This window comes from Paenibacillus sp. AGC31 (assembly GCF_057334655.1).
In genome coordinates this window covers 1-18227 of record NZ_JBHFJH010000020.1, presented here as the reverse complement: position 1 = coordinate 18227, position 18227 = coordinate 1, and the positions used below count along the sequence as shown (strand labels likewise).

At 46.4% G+C, this 18227-nt stretch carries 21 protein-coding genes and 1 rRNA gene; 20 read left to right on the top strand and 2 right to left on the bottom strand.

Annotation, left to right across the window (positions count from 1 at the left end):
• Nucleotides 1-1216: O-antigen ligase family protein (locus tag ACE04G_RS07795; RefSeq protein WP_486094339.1), on the top strand; the 1216-nt coding region annotated here is incomplete at its 5' end.
• A 657-nt stretch (nt 1217-1873) separates the two neighbouring features.
• Here the strand turns inward: ACE04G_RS07795 and ACE04G_RS07790 are convergent.
• Nucleotides 1874-2221, bottom strand: a complete 348-nt coding sequence (locus tag ACE04G_RS07790; protein WP_074096436.1) for a dehydrogenase — start codon at nt 2219-2221, stop codon at nt 1874-1876.
• Nucleotides 2222-2381: 160 nt separating this feature from the next.
• Between ACE04G_RS07790 and uptA the strand changes: the two genes are divergently transcribed.
• The 17 genes from uptA to ACE04G_RS07705 all read left to right on the top strand — a co-directional run bounded on the left by uptA (nt 2382) and on the right by ACE04G_RS07705 (nt 15878).
• Nucleotides 2382-2996: an undecaprenyl phosphate transporter UptA gene (gene uptA / locus ACE04G_RS07785; RefSeq protein ID WP_100529811.1), complete on the top strand. Its 615-nt coding sequence runs from the start codon at nt 2382-2384 to the stop codon at nt 2994-2996.
• Nucleotides 2997-2998: 2 nt separating this feature from the next.
• Nucleotides 2999-3568 carry a thioredoxin family protein gene (locus tag ACE04G_RS07780; RefSeq protein WP_017692292.1) on the top strand — a complete coding sequence of 190 codons (570 nt, stop codon included), beginning with the start codon at nt 2999-3001 and terminating at the stop codon, nt 3566-3568.
• Between the two features lie 6 nt (nt 3569-3574).
• Complete coding sequence (locus tag ACE04G_RS07775; RefSeq protein WP_036607016.1) at nt 3575-4207, top strand: MBL fold metallo-hydrolase; 633 nt, start codon at nt 3575-3577, stop codon at nt 4205-4207.
• 329 nt (nt 4208-4536) lie between these two features.
• Nucleotides 4537-4782 (top strand): hypothetical protein, encoded by a 246-nt coding sequence (locus tag ACE04G_RS07770; protein WP_221820826.1) that lies wholly within the window; start codon nt 4537-4539, stop codon nt 4780-4782.
• A 103-nt stretch (nt 4783-4885) separates the two neighbouring features.
• Entirely contained in the window at nt 4886-5416 is a 531-nt protein-coding gene (gene sigY / locus ACE04G_RS07765; RefSeq protein WP_449003966.1) for an RNA polymerase sigma factor SigY, read from the top strand.
• A gap of 2 nt (nt 5417-5418) precedes the next feature.
• Nucleotides 5419-5754 carry a YxlC family protein gene (locus tag ACE04G_RS07760; RefSeq protein WP_221820828.1) on the top strand — a complete coding sequence of 112 codons (336 nt, stop codon included), beginning with the start codon at nt 5419-5421 and terminating at the stop codon, nt 5752-5754.
• On the top strand, nt 5747-5977 hold the full coding sequence (locus tag ACE04G_RS07755) for a sigmaY antisigma factor component (protein ID WP_221820830.1): 231 nt from the start codon (nt 5747-5749) through the stop codon (nt 5975-5977). Before ACE04G_RS07760 ends, ACE04G_RS07755 begins: the two co-directional genes overlap by 8 nt.
• 132 nt (nt 5978-6109) lie before the next feature.
• On the top strand, nt 6110-6493 hold the full coding sequence (locus ACE04G_RS07750; protein WP_024631336.1) for a hypothetical protein: 384 nt from the start codon (nt 6110-6112) through the stop codon (nt 6491-6493).
• Nucleotides 6494-6698: 205 nt separating this feature from the next.
• Nucleotides 6699-6986 carry an Asp-tRNA(Asn)/Glu-tRNA(Gln) amidotransferase subunit GatC gene (gatC, locus tag ACE04G_RS07745; RefSeq protein WP_036607033.1) on the top strand — a complete coding sequence of 96 codons (288 nt, stop codon included), beginning with the start codon at nt 6699-6701 and terminating at the stop codon, nt 6984-6986.
• Between the two features lie 27 nt (nt 6987-7013).
• The gene (gene gatA, locus ACE04G_RS07740; RefSeq protein WP_449003965.1) at nt 7014-8471 is read left to right on the top strand and encodes an Asp-tRNA(Asn)/Glu-tRNA(Gln) amidotransferase subunit GatA; all 1458 of its coding nucleotides are present in this window, start codon (nt 7014-7016) and stop codon (nt 8469-8471) included.
• A 26-nt stretch (nt 8472-8497) separates the two neighbouring features.
• Nucleotides 8498-9937 carry an Asp-tRNA(Asn)/Glu-tRNA(Gln) amidotransferase subunit GatB gene (gene gatB / locus ACE04G_RS07735; RefSeq protein ID WP_221820832.1) on the top strand — a complete coding sequence of 480 codons (1440 nt, stop codon included), beginning with the start codon at nt 8498-8500 and terminating at the stop codon, nt 9935-9937.
• Nucleotides 9938-10032: 95 nt separating this feature from the next.
• A complete protein-coding gene (locus tag ACE04G_RS07730) occupies nt 10033-10497 on the top strand; it encodes a GNAT family N-acetyltransferase (RefSeq protein WP_339305611.1) in 465 nt (154 codons plus the stop codon).
• A 32-nt stretch (nt 10498-10529) separates the two neighbouring features.
• Complete coding sequence (locus ACE04G_RS07725) at nt 10530-11240, top strand: MgtC/SapB family protein (protein WP_449003964.1); 711 nt, start codon at nt 10530-10532, stop codon at nt 11238-11240.
• Between the two features lie 147 nt (nt 11241-11387).
• Nucleotides 11388-11981, top strand: a complete 594-nt coding sequence (locus tag ACE04G_RS07720) for a hypothetical protein (RefSeq protein WP_449003963.1) — start codon at nt 11388-11390, stop codon at nt 11979-11981.
• A gap of 26 nt (nt 11982-12007) precedes the next feature.
• The gene (locus tag ACE04G_RS07715; protein WP_449003962.1) at nt 12008-13417 is read left to right on the top strand and encodes a DUF4097 family beta strand repeat-containing protein; all 1410 of its coding nucleotides are present in this window, start codon (nt 12008-12010) and stop codon (nt 13415-13417) included.
• A 167-nt stretch (nt 13418-13584) separates the two neighbouring features.
• Entirely contained in the window at nt 13585-14007 is a 423-nt protein-coding gene (gene perR / locus ACE04G_RS07710) for a peroxide-responsive transcriptional repressor PerR (RefSeq protein WP_026081471.1), read from the top strand.
• A gap of 140 nt (nt 14008-14147) precedes the next feature.
• Nucleotides 14148-15878 (top strand): glycosyl hydrolase family 18 protein, encoded by a 1731-nt coding sequence (locus ACE04G_RS07705; protein ID WP_221820840.1) that lies wholly within the window; start codon nt 14148-14150, stop codon nt 15876-15878.
• Between the two features lie 264 nt (nt 15879-16142).
• Here the strand turns inward: ACE04G_RS07705 and ACE04G_RS07700 are convergent, their stop codons facing one another.
• Nucleotides 16143-16523, bottom strand: coding sequence for a DUF2614 family zinc ribbon-containing protein (locus ACE04G_RS07700; protein ID WP_221820841.1), 381 nt, complete (start codon nt 16521-16523; stop codon nt 16143-16145).
• 122 nt (nt 16524-16645) lie between these two features.
• Between ACE04G_RS07700 and ACE04G_RS07695 the strand changes: the two genes are divergently transcribed.
• Together ACE04G_RS07695 and ACE04G_RS07690 are read left to right on the top strand one after the other, a co-directional pair.
• The gene (locus tag ACE04G_RS07695; RefSeq protein WP_036607052.1) at nt 16646-17524 is read left to right on the top strand and encodes a nucleotidyltransferase-like protein; all 879 of its coding nucleotides are present in this window, start codon (nt 16646-16648) and stop codon (nt 17522-17524) included.
• A 459-nt stretch (nt 17525-17983) separates the two neighbouring features.
• Nucleotides 17984-18227 (top strand): 16S ribosomal RNA (locus tag ACE04G_RS07690); the annotation flags it as partial.

Here is an 18227-nt window from a genome sequence, read left to right as displayed (position 1 = left end):
CCTCGCGGCGGGTGTCGGCACTGGGGTGTCCCGCCTACAGATGTGGCGGGACGCCCTCCAGCTGTGGGCCGAGGCCGCATGGCTTGGCCACGGGGGAGATACATGGCGCAACATGTTTCGCGCCATTCAATCCTCGCCTTATGTCGGAGGCGAGGTTCACAACGGCCTGCTCGATCTCGCCCTGGACACGGGCATGATCGGCATCCTGCTTGTCACAGGGTGGTTTCTCCTCACCCTGCGAAGCATCTTTCATTTTGCACCGCAGCTCATGCCATCCGTGCTTGTTTTTGGCCTGCATGGGGCGATGGACTTTGACTGGAGCTTCACATTATTTTGGATGCTCTTCATCTGGCTCGGTGCTTGGGCAGTCGCATTGAAGACGGAAACAGAGGGGGTCCAGCGATCCAGCGTAACTGTGAAATATACTCCCATCAGATCCAAATCGGGATCTAAATCGAGATCTAAATCGAGATCCAGATCTCTTTTCTTGCGATATTTACCAACCCAATCCCACCCATCAGCTGTCCCGATGCGTTCCTTCTTTCATAATCTTCAGCGAGTAACTGCTCGGCTAATAAGGGTATCCACAGTGATGATCATCCTTTTCTGCCTTGTTGGAACAGTCTGGCTGACCTCCCGATACGCTGTAGCAGAAGTGCAGTACCGTCAGGCGATGTCTGAACCGGATGGCACTCCAGCACAGAAGGTGCATTTTATGGCTGCCCTTCAGTCTAACCCGAATCGACCGGATATCGTGATATCCTTTGCACGATCTCTTCCGGGACGAGAAGCAGAATCACTCCTTTTAAACAGCTTGTCCCATTCCCCGATGCACCCTCAGATTTACATTGAACTGGGACGATTGGCAGCCCAATTCGGCGAAGGACAGCAGGCAGGAGGATATTTTGAACAAGCGATCGCATTGAATCGGTATGATGGCCTTGGCCAATCCACGGCTTTGTATTGGATGGAGCAGGCAGCGCGGCGGGAATGGAAGGCAGGATATAGAGATCGAGCCCGACAGACTGCCGCCGCTGGTGTCCAGATGTATGAACGGTATCAACTGCTGGCTGAGGAAGTGGGAGCAGGGGACGTTCGTAATGATCGTCGTTTTGTAATGGAAAAACATGCTCCAGGCTATGGAGAGAACCTGCGTAGGCTTGCTTCGGGTTCTTCTCCTCCTTTTACTCCAGAGTTGACCAAGCGAAGCCCTTGAATCACTGCTGGGTCTTGACGTTTACCCAAGTTATATGATGATGGATGTCAGCGTCCAAAAGTCTGGAAGTCCAAGCTGGCTGCTTCTGGCGGATGGATATACGATTTTCTAAGGAACACAGAACGTCTTATTTGGCTTTCCACTCTCCTTTTAAATTCTAAGGAACATCAGACACGTTATTTCCCGAAACTCCTTAACAAAAAAGTTAAAAAGGCCAAAAATCCCGAGATAACGTGTCTCAGATTCCTTAGATTTCTAAAATTGCTTCAAATCCTTGATTAAGACGCCTCAGATTCGTTACCGCTCGTGGGCTTGAGTATGAAAAATCACTCGGTGTTTATGTTCATACTTTCCAGCTCATATTCATACTCACAGCTTATGTTCATGCCCCTGTGGTGGTCGGCTCCATGCTCTGCTCGATCCGCAAGCCAGAGGACGACCCTGAATTCCACCTGGAGCGAAGCTTTACATCGGAAGGGAGAAATTCGCATTTTATGTTGTCTCTATCGCTTGCTCGTACGTGAAGAAGGCATTAACATCACACGTTAAGGACACAGTGCCCTCCTTGGCTATTCCTAACATGTTCAGATTCGCTTCAGCTCGGCTGCGTCGTTCAGTAGGTTTGAAGACATAGCTACCCGCCTCATTCCTCCATATCTAAAGACGATAACCGCCAAATGCATGCTGAAACGCATCTTTTAATGGTTCAACATCTACTTCCCACATCGCGGCGATCTCCGCACTGACATCCGTGTTCCACCACTCACATAATTTCTTGCGGTTGTCGCGATTCTCACCAATCCAGAGCAGATTTGTGATCACCTTACCGTAATAATATTCTTCCGCCTGCTTCATCCGTTCGGGAGAGACATATACTTTTAGCCTTTTGGCTGTCCGGTACAATTCCTTGCTGCATGCCCGGCGAATTCCTCTGGCGGAAGGAAGGTTTTGACCGGATTGCGTATGTTTGACCGGCGGAGAACCAGGTATTGATTTGTGTGACATCTTCTCACGCTCCTCTCCCCATACCATATGCGCACTGCTGCGAACGGGACACTATCCCAACCTCTTGAAGTAGCAACGTCCACAGCCCTGTGATAAAATAGGGACGAACATCCATGGTGCGGAGGGGCACCGCCAATCAGGATGGAGAAAGAGGGTTGAGATGGACTTTATTCATAACCTTGTTGGCCAATTGTTCGATTGGATTCAAAGTCTTGGGTACTTTGGAATCATGCTTGGATTAATGTTGGAAGTTATCCCAAGCGAAATTGTGCTGGCGTATGGAGGTTTTCTCGTTTCACAAGGTAATATCAACTTCTTCGGTGCTATGATTTTTGGTACGGTGGGCGGTGTGATTGCCCAGTTATTTATTTACTGGATTGGCCGTTATGGCGGCAGACCTGTACTTGAACGCTACGGTAAATACATACTCATCCAGAAAAAACACATCGACCATTCCGAGGAGTGGTTTCGCAAGTATGGTACAGGTGTCATTTTCACAGCGCGTTTTGTTCCGGTGGTAAGACATGCGATCTCCATCCCGGCTGGCATCACGAAAATGCACACAGGCAAATTCATCTTGCTTACTACACTCGCTGTTATACCTTGGACTGCATTGTTTATATATTTAGGGATGATTCTTGGAGATCAATGGGAGCATATTGATGAGAAAGCGGCACCATATGTTATGCCTATTTTGCTTGTCGCTCTCGCCCTTATGATCGTTTATGTACTTATTAAATGGATGAATGTTCGTAAAAAGAAAGGAAGTGTCTAGTCATGGGTAAACCCAACTTGTCTCACAAATTCGGTAAAGGTCTGCCACCGAAAGATTTTATCGAGAGTATGACCAAGAACCAAAGTGAATTCCAGGCCAATTATGATAGCTTTACTTGGTCGAACGAAGAGGATCGTGAGTTTTTTGAGAGTCTGAACCATCGCGATGATCTGCGTGTGTTAATTCTGGCTGCTGACTGGTGCGGGGATGTTGTCCGTAATATTCCGGTTGTGTTCCAGGCGCTTGAAATTTCAGGAATCCCAACAGAAGTTCTGATTATGGAGAACCATCCGGAAGTGATGGATGAGTTCCTGACGATGGGTGGCCGTTCCGTGCCAGTCGTTATTTTTGCAGATACAGGTGGTCATGTGTTAGGTCAGTGGGGACCTCGTCCGCAGCATGTACAGGAAGTCATGATTGAATTCAAACGCCTTAATCCGGATCGTGAAGCAGCAGATTATCAAGAAAATTTGGCTGTAGCGCGTCAAGAGATTGGTAAACGTTATGGGGAAGGAACGGAGTCACATGCGGCCATTATCCGTGAGCTGCGTGAACTGATTTCGGGTTACTAAGCCGATATGCTTAACATTCGTACGTTTACACTAGGCCCGCTTCAGACCAATGCGTATCTCCTACAAGGAGATGATCCGGGCAAAGCCGTCATTATTGATCCGGGCATGAATCCAGGGCCGCTGCTTAAGGCGATCCAAGACTTGGAGATCGAAGCCATTCTCCTCACTCATGCTCACTTTGATCATATGGGCGGGGTAGATGAGATCCGCAAATTGAAGGGATGTCCCGTTTATCTTCATGACTTGGAGAGTGACTGGCTCACCACCCCGAAATTAAATGGATCTTTGAATTGGCCGCAGGCGACACCACCGCTTTCGACAGATCCTGCTGAATATGCCATGGACGAAGGGCAGAAGCTGAATCTGATTGGTCATACGTTTAAAGTGTTCCATACACCTGGACATTCCCCAGGCAGTGTAAGTTTGCTTTGTGATAACGACCTGTTTGCGGGTGATGTGCTGTTCCGCATGGGTGTGGGCAGAACGGACCTGACAGGAGGGCGTGAACGGGATCTGATTGATTCAATCCAGAACAAGCTTTACACCTTTGCTGATGAGGTTAAAGTATATCCAGGTCATGGTCCCAAAACGACCATTGGTTATGAGAAACAGAACAATCCTTACGTGTCCGCAAGATAATCCGACATGATACGTGAAGAAAGTCTGGACAAGTGACAACTTTTTCATTAGAATAGCAATTAGTTGTTACAAGCGTTAAGGCATCATCTAACTGAAGCATTACCAAGAAACACCCAACCTCGCGAAGCACGCAGACTGTGGTCTATACCCGGTTTGCGTTCTTTTTTTGTTTTCAGCCCCTTTTTATCGCAGAATTAGCCTTTTTTACGCTACATAGAGATGTAAGATGCGCTTCATCACAAGCCAGTTTGAGACCAATAGCAAGTACAGATTGATTTAGAAATAATAAATTTAAGAAATAGTAGATCATGAGAGTGGGGAATATCAAAGTGGAGAAACCAAGAGTTATTCCGTTGAATCAGCGTGTCGAGTATCCGATCATTGAAGAAAACCGTCGTATATTGGAAAGTGGGAAAAGAGAAACGGGTACTGAGCAAGCTTTAATACATAACCCTGGCTTGGCCAATGAAGTGATAAAGTCTCAGCAGAATATATGGACAAGCCGTGTTTTAAAAAACGGAGCCCGCAACCAACCGTGGTTCGACAAGCTGCAGGATTACCGGAATCAAGTCTGATTGCCTGGGAAATTGTCGGGTTTAATTTTTTTTTAAATTTCATTGAACGTTTTTGCAGAGCCTGTCGTATTAACTCCAGATTGAACGGGAAGAAGGTGATTTCATGATAAAGGCAGCTGAGCTGGAAGAGGTACGCAGAGCAGTATCGGGAGACGATAGCGCACTCGCAGCGTTGTTGCAACGTCACTACACGTTTGTGTATAAGTATCTTGTCAAAGTGACAATGGACGCTAACCTCGCAGAAGAGACGGTGCAGGATACGATGATTCGTTGTATGGAAAATATCCATCGATATGATGGCACGTCTGCCTTTTCATCATGGGTGATCACCATTGCGACCCGCATCTATATCGATAAGACAAGACGTAAGAAGAGAGAACAGAACTGGCTTGCTCTCATCCGGGATCAGGCCGTACGTCGATTCCGTTGGCAGCTTGAGACTCGGAATGAAGAATGGACAGATGTCATGGATGCGATGACAAGACTGACACCCGAACATCGTGTTGCAGTGCTACTGAAGCATTATTATGGATACGGATATGACGAGATCGGGGAAATGCTGGGTATTCCTGCGGGAACGGTGAAGTCACGCACAGCTTATGGTCTCCGTCAGTTAAGAAAGGAGCTGGAATAAGGATGAGCAGATCAGATGATGCACAAGAACAAGAAGTTGTAGAACGATTGCAGCAACACATGAAAGTGCTGGATGATGCATTTGAGCCGACAAGTATTCCTTCCTTGGGTTCACTTGAAGCTCAAGTCAGGGAACGTAAACAGATTAGACGTCGAGCCAATTGGATTGAGATTATATGTTTCTGGTTGGTTGGATTGCTTGCGATTACCTTCGGGGCATTATTTTTTGTATCTGCTCCAGCTCTATACCTGGGAATCCAGGCTCTTGGTACAGCTGTTGCGGTGATTTTGGTTGTGATTTGGGCTGGACGGCGCCGGAAGGAGGTTCATCATGAATAAAATGCATTATTCGTTGGATGAGGTTTCTCCACTATGGCTTACATTGCTTGGCATTTTTCTTCTGGTTCAGGGCACATGGATCTTTCAGGACGCACGCAGACGTGGACGTTTCCCTTGGTTATGGGGATTATGGGGCATCACGGGATTTCCCACGCCGCTCATTATATACTGGTTTGTCGTGATTCGATCACAGCGCAAGCCAGGTGCACGTAATCCGAAATAACATCATTTTAAAAATGGAAAAAAAGATTTTGCACAAATATGTTGTTTAATTCTAGTATTCCTAGACATCGTTATTCTTTTCTAGTAGACTATACAAATAAATATTAATGATAGACTACCAGGAGGTTAGACGATGCTGCGATTAGGAGAGAAGGTTGTCATCGTCGCGGATGCGTTTGAGCAGAATCTTCCTGTGGGGGAATATGGTTTCATCATCGCTTATGACCGGAATCCGGACAATGCGTTCGATTACGTGCTTCGAGTGCCGCAGGTAAACCGGAACTTTTTTGTTCCATCCGGCGACGTCGATCTGGAAGAGGTTCTGCTGAAGCAGGAAGCTGAGCGGGTCGAGCGAGAAGCGTTGATAGATTACGCCCTTGCGACACACAATGAGAAGCTGTTTCATCATCTGATGAACGGAGATTTTCAAGCTGTGGAAGAGGAAGAGGAAACCGCGAACGATGTTATGTCACAGGCGGATTTTATAAAGCAGGTTAATCTGCGTGCATGGATTTAGAATTTTAAGAGTCGGCTGATGCCGGCTCTTTTTTATTTTATAAGTTTGATTTCAGCTTCCCGGAAGCCTGTCAGGTCATTTGCATTGAATTGTCGAACTATCTCACCTATAATGAAAAAAGTTATCTTGAGACTTTAGCCCGTTAAACGAGCGATTCGTTTCAGGTCGTTTCGGGAATCAGAATGAATGAAGGAGGCATCCGCTAATGAGTATTTCGAATAATGACGTTCAGCATGTGGCCAAGCTGGCCCGGCTCAACTTGACTGCTGAAGAAGAACAGACCCTGACAGGTCAGCTGAACGCGATTTTAAAATATGCAGAAAAGCTGAATGAGCTGGATACGGAAGACATCGAGCCCACCACTCACGTTCTGCACGTAAGCAATGTTATGCGTGAAGATGAGACCAAAGAAAGCCTGTCGATTGAACAGGTGATGCGCAATGCACCGGAAGAAGAAGATGGGCAGTTTAAAGTGCCTGCTGTAATGGAATAACGGATAACCGGAAGGAGGACAAAAACTGTGAGTTTATTTGAACAATCGTTGCCTGAGTTACATAACAAGCTGCATGCCAAAGAGCTGTCGGTCAGCGATTTGGTGGATCAGGCGTATCAGAACATTGGCGCGCATGACGATAAAGTTAAGGCATATTTGGCACTGGATGAAGAACAAGCACGCGCTCGTGCACGTCAACTGGATGACCGTCTGGTTAGCGGCGAGGAGAAAGGTTTGCTTTTTGGTCTGCCTGTAGGTATTAAGGATAACATCGTTACGAACGGACTGCGCACGACGTGTGGTAGCCAATTCCTTCGTAATTTCGACCCGGTGTATGACGCGACAGTTGTCGAGAAATTGAAAGCTGCGGACACCGTAACTATTGGCAAACTCAACATGGACGAATTTGCCATGGGCGGCTCCAATGAGAATTCAAGTTTCTCCCCTGTACGTAATCCATGGGCACTGGATCGTGTTCCAGGAGGTTCCAGCGGTGGTTCAGCAGCAGCTGTGGCTTCGGGAGAAGCATACTTCACGCTTGGATCAGATACAGGTGGCTCCATCAGACAGCCTGCTTCGTATTGCGGTGTTGTTGGATTGAAGCCAACGTACGGACTTGTTTCCCGCTTTGGATTGGTTGCATTTGCATCATCCCTGGATCAGATTGGTCCTTTGACGAAAAATGTTGAAGATTCTGCTTATGTATTGCAGGCCATTGCTGGTTATGACGCCAAAGATTCGACATCTGCAAAAGTAGAGATCCCGGATTATTTGAGTGGACTGACAGGTGATGTTAAAGGGCTTCGTATTGCTGTTCCGAAAGAATACATCGGTGAAGGCGTCGATCCACAAGTGAAAGAGACAGTTCTTTCTGCATTGAAAGTTCTTGAAGGACTCGGGGCAACATGGGAAGAAGTATCCCTTCCGCATACCGAATATGCGGTGGCTACGTATTACCTGCTGGCTTCTTCAGAGGCTTCTTCGAACCTGGCTCGATTTGATGGTGTACGTTATGGCGTACGTGCAGACAATCCGGACAACTTGCTGGATCTGTATCATCAGTCCCGCAGTCAAGGCTTTGGTCCGGAAGTGAAACGACGTATCATGCTCGGAACGTATGCTCTCAGCTCGGGTTACTATGATGCCTATTATCTGAAAGCACAGAAGGTACGTACATTGATCAAACAGGATTTCGACAATGTATTTGCCAAATATGATGTGATTATCGGACCAACTGCGCCAACTACGGCGTTCAAACTGGGTTCACAGGTGGATGATCCACTTACGATGTATCTGAACGATATTTTGACGATTCCAGTCAACTTGGCTGGTGTACCTGCTGTTAGCATTCCATGTGGATTCTCGGATGGATTGCCTGTTGGCCTGCAGATTATCGGTAAAGCTTTTGATGAAACCACCGTATTGCGTGTAGCGCATGCGTTTGAACAAAATACAGAATTCCACAAGCAGCGTCCGCAGCTGTAGACTGCCCGGAACGGAGGAATATAGAAATGTCCGCATCTAAATATGAAACGGTCGTTGGACTTGAAGTCCACGTGGAGTTGCATACCAACTCCAAAATTTTCTGTGGCTGCTCCACAGCTTTTGGAGCTCCGCCGAACACGCATACCTGCCCGGTCTGTCTCGGACATCCGGGCGTACTGCCAGTACTGAATCGTCAGGCGGTAGACTACGCCATGAAGGCAGCGATGGCCCTGAATTGTACGATTGCTGATGTCAGCAAGTTTGACCGTAAAAACTACTTTTATCCCGATTCACCCAAAGCTTATCAGATCTCGCAATTTGATCAACCAATCGGTGAGAACGGCTGGATTGATATCGAAGTGAATGGTGAAACGAAACGAATTGGCATCACACGTCTTCACTTGGAAGAAGATGCAGGGAAGCTTACACATATCGATGGCGGATACGCGTCTTTGGTGGACTTCAACCGTGTCGGTACACCACTGGTGGAGATTGTATCCGAACCTGAGATTTCTTCTCCGGAAGAAGCACGTGCGTATCTTGAAAAATTGCGTGCTATCATGCAGTACTGTGATGTATCGGACGTGAAGATGGAAGAAGGTTCACTGCGTTGTGACGCCAACATCAGTTTGCGTCCACATGGACAGGAGAAGCTGGGAACAAGAGCCGAACTGAAAAACATGAACTCCTTCCGTGGTGTTCAACGTGGTCTCGAATATGAACAATATCGCCAAGCTGAAATTCTGGATGATGGCGGTGAAGTGGTTCAGGAGACGCGTCGCTGGGACGAAGCTCAAGGGAAAACACTGTCGATGCGTGGTAAGGAACAGGCGCATGACTATCGTTATTTCCCGGACCCGGATCTCGTGAAGCTGCATATTGATGAAGCCTGGAAAGAGCGCATCAAGGCTACCATACCTGAGCTCCCAGACGAACGTAAAGCTCGTTATACGGCTGATTACGGATTGCCTAGCTATGATGCAGAGGTTATTACTTCATCCAAGGCTATAGCTGATCTTTTCGAAGATAGCTTGAAATTCACTCAGGATGCCAAATCCGTATCCAACTGGATCATGGGCGACTTGCTGGGTTACCTGAATACGAGCAATCTTGAGGTGACTCAGGTCCCACTGACAGGTCAAGGCTTGGGTGAGATGATCGGACTGCTGGAGAAGGGCACCATTAACAGCAAAATCGCCAAAACGGTATTCAAGGAGATGCTGGAGAGCGGCAAGCTTCCACAGCAGATCGTTGAAGAGAAGGGTCTTGTGCAGATTAGTGATGAAGGTGCCATTCTTGCCATCGTTGAGCAGGTTGTGGCGAACAATCCTCAATCTGTGGAAGATTATAAGGCTGGTAAACAGAAAGCCATTGGTTTCCTCGTTGGTCAAGTTATGAAAGAAAGTAAAGGCAAGGCGAATCCCGCCCTCGCCAACCAACTGCTTGCAGATGTACTGAACCGCTAATCCTTCCGGTGAGGCCGGACAGAAAGAGGCTCGTCCCTGTGACAGCCTCTTTTTGTTATGAAAGAGACGAAAGTAATTCAGACGGGGGAACGGATATGAACATTCAATCATTGTCATTACGTGATCTGGAGACGTTGGGACAGTTATGGAGACTTCAACATGTAGCTTATCGATTGGAAGCTGAAATCATCGGATTTCAGGAGATTCCTCCTTTGATGGATACGATGGAGACACTTCGGGATTGTGGAGAGCGTTTTTATGGTTGTATCCATGGTGACGGAGAGCTTATCGGGGCTGTCGCTGTAGCAGAGGAAGAGGAGAATACACTGACCATTACACGAATGATGGTGCACCCGGATCACTTTCGCAAGGGAATTGCGGCATCTTTGATGACGTATGTGTTGGAACAGCATGCGGATCTTCCGCGTTATATCGTCTCCACAGGAACGTTGAATCAGCCCGCAGTGAATCTGTACACCAAATTTGGTTTTAATCCCGTGGAGGTCACACAGATTGCACCTGGAGTGGAATTAACTACTTTTCACAAGAATAAACTTTAATAATATTAACAACTTGAGGAGGAATACCGACTTTGGGCGATCCCTGGTTCATTGATGAGTGGCACATTTTATTACGATTATTGCTGGCTATGCTGCTTGGAGGGCTCGTAGGCCTGGAGCGGGAACGGTCCAATCATGCTGCCGGTTTGCGTACCCATATCCTGGTATGTCTTGGCTCTGCACTGATTATGATGTTGTCTGTTTATGGCTTTAAAGATTTTGCTAATGAATTAAATGTAAGGATCGATCCAGCGCGTCTGGCTACTGCTGTAATTACTGGTGTCGGATTCCTGGGAGCAGGGACAATTCTCTTTACGGGAAAATCCATTACCGGACTGACTACAGCTGCTTCAATTTGGGTTGTTGCAGCCATTGGGCTCGCAGCAGGTGCGGGATTCTTTTTTGCATCGATCGTATCTACTGTCCTGGTATTGCTTAATCTCTGGGTATTTAACAAATTAGAGCTGAGGTATTTACGAGGGAACAAGATGCATGTCGTTACACTTCACACGTTGTCAGAACCCGGTTTTCTGGAACAACTGTCTTCATGTATGGAGCAGGAGAAGATCAAGATCCGTAAAATTACTGTGAATGAACAAGACCTGGCTTATGCAGAGCTGGTGTCGGTTGAACGTAAAATTGAGATTGTATTACATGTCCAGGTACCGCATGATTTCCAAACGGTAGGCTTGGTATCCAAGTTACGACAGTGGGAACACGTTACCAAGGTGTCGATCGAATAAATGAATTACAACCCTCCAGAGGCCAGTAGTGCCGGAGGGTTTTTGGTCATATCCATATTTCTTCCAGTTACTCTCCTTGCTCTTTAGGGTACTATCTAACCAAATGCATGAAGAGCGGAAGGTCAGATCAGAAGAGAGGAGTATGTTATGAAACGGAGACGTCAATTGAACAAAAAGACCCGTAGAGTTCAGACCAAACTGGTCAGAAATCGGGCTCACAAGTTTATTGCGGGATTACTGAGTGCCATTATTCCTGGCCTGGGTCATATTTATCTGAGATTGTACATGAGAGGCTTGACCTTTATGCTGCTTGTTTTGCTTGATCTGTCAGCAGTGTTGTACTTCTCATCCATTGGAATACAGATCAATGTGCCATTGCTCATCTTGCTGGCTTTGTGTATCCCGGTTATTTACTTTTACAATGTATATGATGTGTTGCAATCTGCAGATTGGGTCATGATGCGCAGACGTAGAGCCGTAACCCAGGCAACTTCGGACAAGCCGATAACCAATGAACGTTCTACAGGAGATGCAATGATGGTCTGGGAGAGAGGCATATCGTTTGGATTACTTCTGATTGTTGGAGGGTCTTTGATGGTGCTGTTTTTCCGCAAACCACGTTGGTTTCAAGAGCTTCTCGCCATGTACGGCGGATATTCATTTGCGGTTCTCATGATTGTAGGCGGTTTGCTTCTGTTTGGTCGTGAGTTCTGGGTGATGTTGAACAAGAAAAAAATGTAGTGGAAATGATACGAGGAGGGAACGTGATGAACCGTAAAGTCCGGGTTGGCCGCTATACGGCTGCCGCCTTAATCATAGCGGTCGGTGTGCTGTTGATTTTGGATAAACGGTGGGGAACTGACTATGTATATGAGATGGTGGACTGGTGGCCATTTTTGCTCGTTGTTTTAGGTGTTGAATATATTGTGCTGTTCCTGTGGACACGCAGAAGAAACAAGGTGCAATCGGAAAACCCGAGCAATCCTGATGAACAAATCAAAGTACGTTTCAGACCCGATGCCAAAGGCATTCTGACCTCACTGATTTTGGTAGCTTCCGTATTTATCGTCACCGAGCAGGATCACTACATGCACTTATGGAATAGAGTGAGTCTAAATCTCGGAGCGGCATCCATGGACTACAGTCAAGCGGCAGGATATATGGAGGATAAGGGCACGATTCGTGTACCTGTTCGCATGGATACGTCAGATCTGGTGGTTGAAGGTGTCAACGGAGATATCTCGGTACAACGCGGAGATACGGATGAGATTGAAGTACGGACGGTGATCTGGGTAGATCAGACGACGGAAGTACAGGCAAAGGCCGTTGCAGCAGCCTCTTTTGTAGAGGCCGATGGTACAAAAGTAATTTATATCAAAGCTACAGGCAAGACGTATGGAGACAATGAAAAAACGCAGCCACGGATGAATCTTACCATTACGATCCCGGATGATCGTCGTTTTAATCTGGATATTCGAACTTCCAATGGAGCCATATTATTAAACCGTCCGGAAGCCATTAGTACCATATTGGCCGAAACGGGTAACGGACGTATCCGGATTACCAATGCTGTTGGAGATATCTCAGGGAAAACGTTGAACGGAGATGTCATTGTAGCCAACGCTATTGGTAATGTCGATCTGGACAGTAACCGTGGAGACATGAAGGCTCGCGGTATTTCCGGCGATGTAGATCTTACTACACAAGTGGGAAGTATCAGTATTGTGGACTCCGTTGGTGTATTCACCGCAGAGACACGCAACGGCAATATTACGCTGGATGGAGCCAATCTGGGAATCAAAGCCCAATCGCTTAATGGCAGTATTAACATCGTATCTACCAAAGTCGGAGGAGACTGGGATGTGTACAGTGCTGTGGGAGCCATTAACGTATTACTTCCTGATCGTGGAGACTACAGTCTTGCGGGTTCCAGCAGTTATGGAGATCTAAGTACGGATCTGCCGTTCAAAGTACAGAATAAAACCATAGAAGGCCAGCTCGGCGAGGGCGAGTACAGGGTGAAAATTGAAGGCAACAGTGATCTCACCATTCAGAGCAACCCGGCTGTATCTACCCCTGAAACAGTTACACCTGATTCTGAAGATACGGCTGAGAATCTGGAACAGACTACCGAGGACGGACCAAATTCCCAGCTGGATTCTACAGAGGTTCCTTGACCGCCGCGTTGACAATAAACTTGTAATCGCCGTACAATAAATGTACACTGGCAAGATTACACGGCATGAAAGATGGATTGTCGTTCTTAATGGCCGGGAATCAACTCTGAGCGAGGAGACAGTAACTTACTCTTCACCAGAGAATGAAAGGTAAGGCGGTGGGTTTTATGGCAACACGTGTCCAACATGCGTTGGAGCATCTGAAAACGACCGGTGTCCGTATTACACCCCAGCGTCATGCCATATTGAACTATCTGATGGAATCCATGGGGCATCCGACAGCCGATGAAATTTACCGAGCCCTTGAACCCCAATTTCCCAGTATGAGCGTGGCAACGGTATATAATAATTTGAAGATGTTTCTGGAAGCTGGCATGGTCCGGGAATTGACATACGGAGATAATTCAAGTCGCTTCGATGCCAATGTGACGGATCATTATCATGTTATCTGTGATCAATGCGGCAAGATTGAAGACTTCAGCTATCCTTCACTCAAAAGTGTAGAGCTTCAGGCGGAGTCTAGTACAGGATTCGAAGTACACGGTCACCGATTGGAAGTATATGGCGTTTGCAAAAGTTGCAGGGATTAAGAGAGTTGAATTACAATATTAACGTGCAGAATTCAGTATGGATTCTTCACGTTTTTTTTTAGCATTTATGCAAAATGCTCATCTTTATAACAACTTATGCGCACATCCTTATGATCAGCATAATTAACGGAGGTAGACGTTTGGGTAGAAAAAGCAGATATACACGTCAGAAGCGACGTTCATTTTGGCCCGGTTTTCTCGGGGCTTGTCTGATCGCCGGGGGGGCTTACTGGCTTATAACAAATGTATGGTTGAACCAGACCCATGAAGACCCCGACTGGGTAGGAAGAAGCCAACCTATTTTTGTAGATGGGCAACTGATGGATGGAGACGCTCTGGGTACAGGAGATCAACTCAAGTTACCTGTAGATGTGCTGCAAGAAGCGATTGATGCAGGCATACGTTATGAATCAGAAACGGGAGATATCATTATTGCCTCTCCTCAGCGAGTCCTTCATATGAAAGATGGAAGCACACAAGCAGAACTTAATCACAAAGATTATCCCATGACAGTTAAGCCTGAGGTTAAGGACGGAGAAGCCTATATTCCGCTCAAACCTTTGAAAGAAGTATATGGCATAACCGTACAGGAAGATCCAGTAACAGGTGCTGTGCTGCTGATGCGTGGAGGGGACATGATTCAGTATGCAGAGATTGATACGTTATCATCCAAAGCGGACAAGACCGTGCCGTTATATAAACGTGGGGGAGAATCCTCACCAATCATTGCCGACATAGAGAAGGCTGCACGGGTACGTGTATGGCAGACGGGGGATGAACAGAGCTTTGTTCAACTCGATAATGGGTATGCCGGATATGTAGATAATGATTATATTGTCCTCACCGAGAAAAAGAAGGTGGACTTGCCCAAGTATACGCTGACAGCAGCAGAGAAGAAGTGGCAGAATAAACCGGTAAATCTGGTTTGGGAGGCTGTGTACAATCGTCAGCCTGATGTGAGTTCTATCGGTAAAATGCCTGGTGTGAATGTGGTCAGCCCCACATGGTTTCATATTACGGATGGACAGGGCACTGTGAAAAGCAAGGGAAACCAAGCTTATGTGAACTGGGCTCACCGTTCGGGTATGGAAGTATGGGGACTCATGGATAACAGCTTTGATCCGGACATTACAAAAGAAGCTGTAGCTTCTTACGAGACACGCACTCATATTATTGAGCAGATGTTAGAGTATGCACAGACGTATCAACTGGACGGTATCAACATCGACTTTGAGAATGTGTATACAGATGACGGGCCGAACATTACGCAATTTGTGCGCGAGATCAAGGCGATGGCACGTATACATGGATTGATGTTATCGATCGATGTAACACCAAAATCAAACAGTGAGATGTGGTCTGCCTTTCTGGACCGCCGTGCATTAGGTTCTTTTGCAGACTATGTTATTGTGATGGCTTATGATGAACATTGGGCGGCCAGTCCCAAGGCAGGTTCGGTAGCGTCTCTGCCTTGGACCGAGGCTTCCATGAGACGCATACTTGAGGAGGATGAAGTCCCTTCTAACAAGTTAATCATGGCGGTTCCACTCTATACCCGGATATGGACGGAAGAGACGAATGATCAGGGTGAGGTTAAAGTGTCTTCCAAAGCGGTGGGCATGAATGCCATTGTGGAGCTGATCCAAGAGAAGAAACTCAAATCTGAACTGGATCAGGCAAGTGGACAGAACTATGTGGAATATAAGGAAGACGGAGCTACCAAGAAAATATGGATCGAAGATGCCGTGTCCCTTCAGGCGCGGGTGGATTTGATTGCTTCGTTGAAGCTGGGCGGAGTAGCTGCGTGGAATCGGAGTTTTGCTAATGCCTCTGCATGGGAGGTATTAAAGCAGGCCGGTTACCAGAAATAATTTACTCGAACTCAGAGTGTCTGATTGCTTTAATTTATTTTCGCTAAGCTCAAAGTTTCTCCTTGGGTACCATCATACGTGCAGTCTACCGTTTTATTGGTCGTAGAACTTATAATTTAACTTCATATTTTAGCTATTGATAACAGCAATAAGGACTCACTTATAAGCCAAGTCCAAAAAGGTCCGGTAAACATACCGGGCCTTTTTTTTGTTCTTCAATGAAATTAAGGGAAAAGAAATTTAACGGTTGGAGATCATTTCATGCTAACCATCGGTGGGGGGGACTTGTGTAGAAGGCGCTTTCAGTTGTTGACTGGTCATGTTGGCCTTATTAGGGTCCAGGGTGAGGATGGTATGACAGAACATACAACGATCTGTTTTGCCAAGCATTTTGGTTAACTTCCCGCATTCCGGACAGTCGACTTGTACTGCACTGGTGGAGAGCATACCCGCCCAGAAATAAATGGCTAGACTGGCCATCATGGCAATCAGTCCGATGACGAGCCCTACAGCTGCGAAAACTTTGCCTGCATGTCCCCAGAAAACAATCCCGGCTGTTCCCAGTATCATTAGGCCCATACCTAGCATGGTCAGTAGTAATCCCCAAGTGCGAAAAGCATTAATTTTTGCTGATTTAAAAATCATGAAAAATGCTCCTATCGTATGAGTAGTATCGGACCTGGAAAAGAAGGAAACTTCAGTCTGGATGTAGAATTACATTATAACTGACTTGGCGCTTATCTGCCATGAAATGTATGGAGGGAATCGTGGAATTAAAGAACCTTGCTTTTTTGTCCGAACAGTCGGAAGAGACAGGGGCAGTTGGGGCTATCGCTTATTCCCACCCGGGAGAGCGATTCCACGGCTCCTTAATTCAAGATTTCGAATTATTAGTACTTGTTGTTCATAATGATGATCAATTGAAGTCGGCAGTGGGACATTACAGATATGGTGATCTTCGTTATCAGATGATCTATGCGAGCCGTCATGAATTAAAGAGTAGTGTAGTTACCGGGAATCATAATAATCTCACCCAGTGTCTGATTGAAGGTGAGATTATCTGGGAAGCGGACAGCGCCTTAAGTGATTTGCGAGAAGAACTGTCTACCTTTGGGGCAGAATTGCGTGAGCAGAAGTTGCTTCATGAATTCACCAGTTTCTTGAGAATGTACGTGGAGGCCAAACGTCATATTCAGGAAGGTCATGTTGTAGACGCCTATTACAATGTATTAGAGGCTCTGGGGAACTGGGCAAGAATTGTATTGATTGAACAGGGGATATACCCGGATCATGCCGTCTGGACACATGTGCAGAATCTGGATCGCGCTTTATGGAAACTATATCAAGAGCTTACCGTAAGCTCGGAGACGCTGGAGCAGCGAGTAGAGCTTGTCCTGCTTGCCTGTGAGTTTTCCGTAATGTCCAAAATGAGTGAATGCTCAGAACTGCTGCTGCGTGTGTTAAGAAGTCGCAAGGAGCCGTGGAGCATGAATGAGCTTGTTCATCATCCGCAGTTAAGATTTGTTCGAGAAGATCTGCCTTTGGTGATACGTAAGCTGGTCTTTCGTTCTATTGTAAAAGAATCGGCAGGGTGGCCATCGATCGGAGGAGAGGGCCGGGAAATTCGGTATTGGATTGAGGCATAACCTTCTCCAGAAGCCTGACATTATATTGATCACATAAGGGAGGGGAAACCTTCCTTTTTTGTTTGTTTAATAATTTATAAAAAGATGTTGACTCTCATTCACGATATATGATACATTATATTTCGTTCCCCAAACGAGATTATCGCCAACAAATGATAATTTCTTCAGAGGAAAAGTGAAGAACTAAAGCTTCAAAAAAAAGAAATTAAAAAAAGTTCTTGACGAAAACAAACGGAATGTGTTACATTATTTAAGTCGCCGCCGAAACTTGGTTGAGACGAGAAACAAGTGAAACAAATCGTGTTTGATCTTTGAAAACTGAACAACGAGTGAGTAAACATTCTGCTTGCAGAATGAACGCGAAAGTTAGAGACAAGCCTTGGCTTGAATCGACTGGAGCACAAATGAGATTTTTAATCTCGTCAGATTCAAAATGAGCTTATCGCTCTTTTCAATACTTTATTGGAGAGTTTGATCCTGGCTCAGGACGAACGCTGGCGGCATGCCTAATACATGCAAGTCGAGCGGAGTTGATAGGAAGCTTGCTTCCTTGATACTTAGCGGCGGACGGGTGAGTAACACGTAGGCAACCTGCCCTCAAGTTTGGGACAACTACCGGAAACGGTAGCTAATACCGAATAATTGTTTTCTTCGCCTGAAGGAAACTGGAAAGACGGAGCAATCTGTCACTTGGGGATGGGCC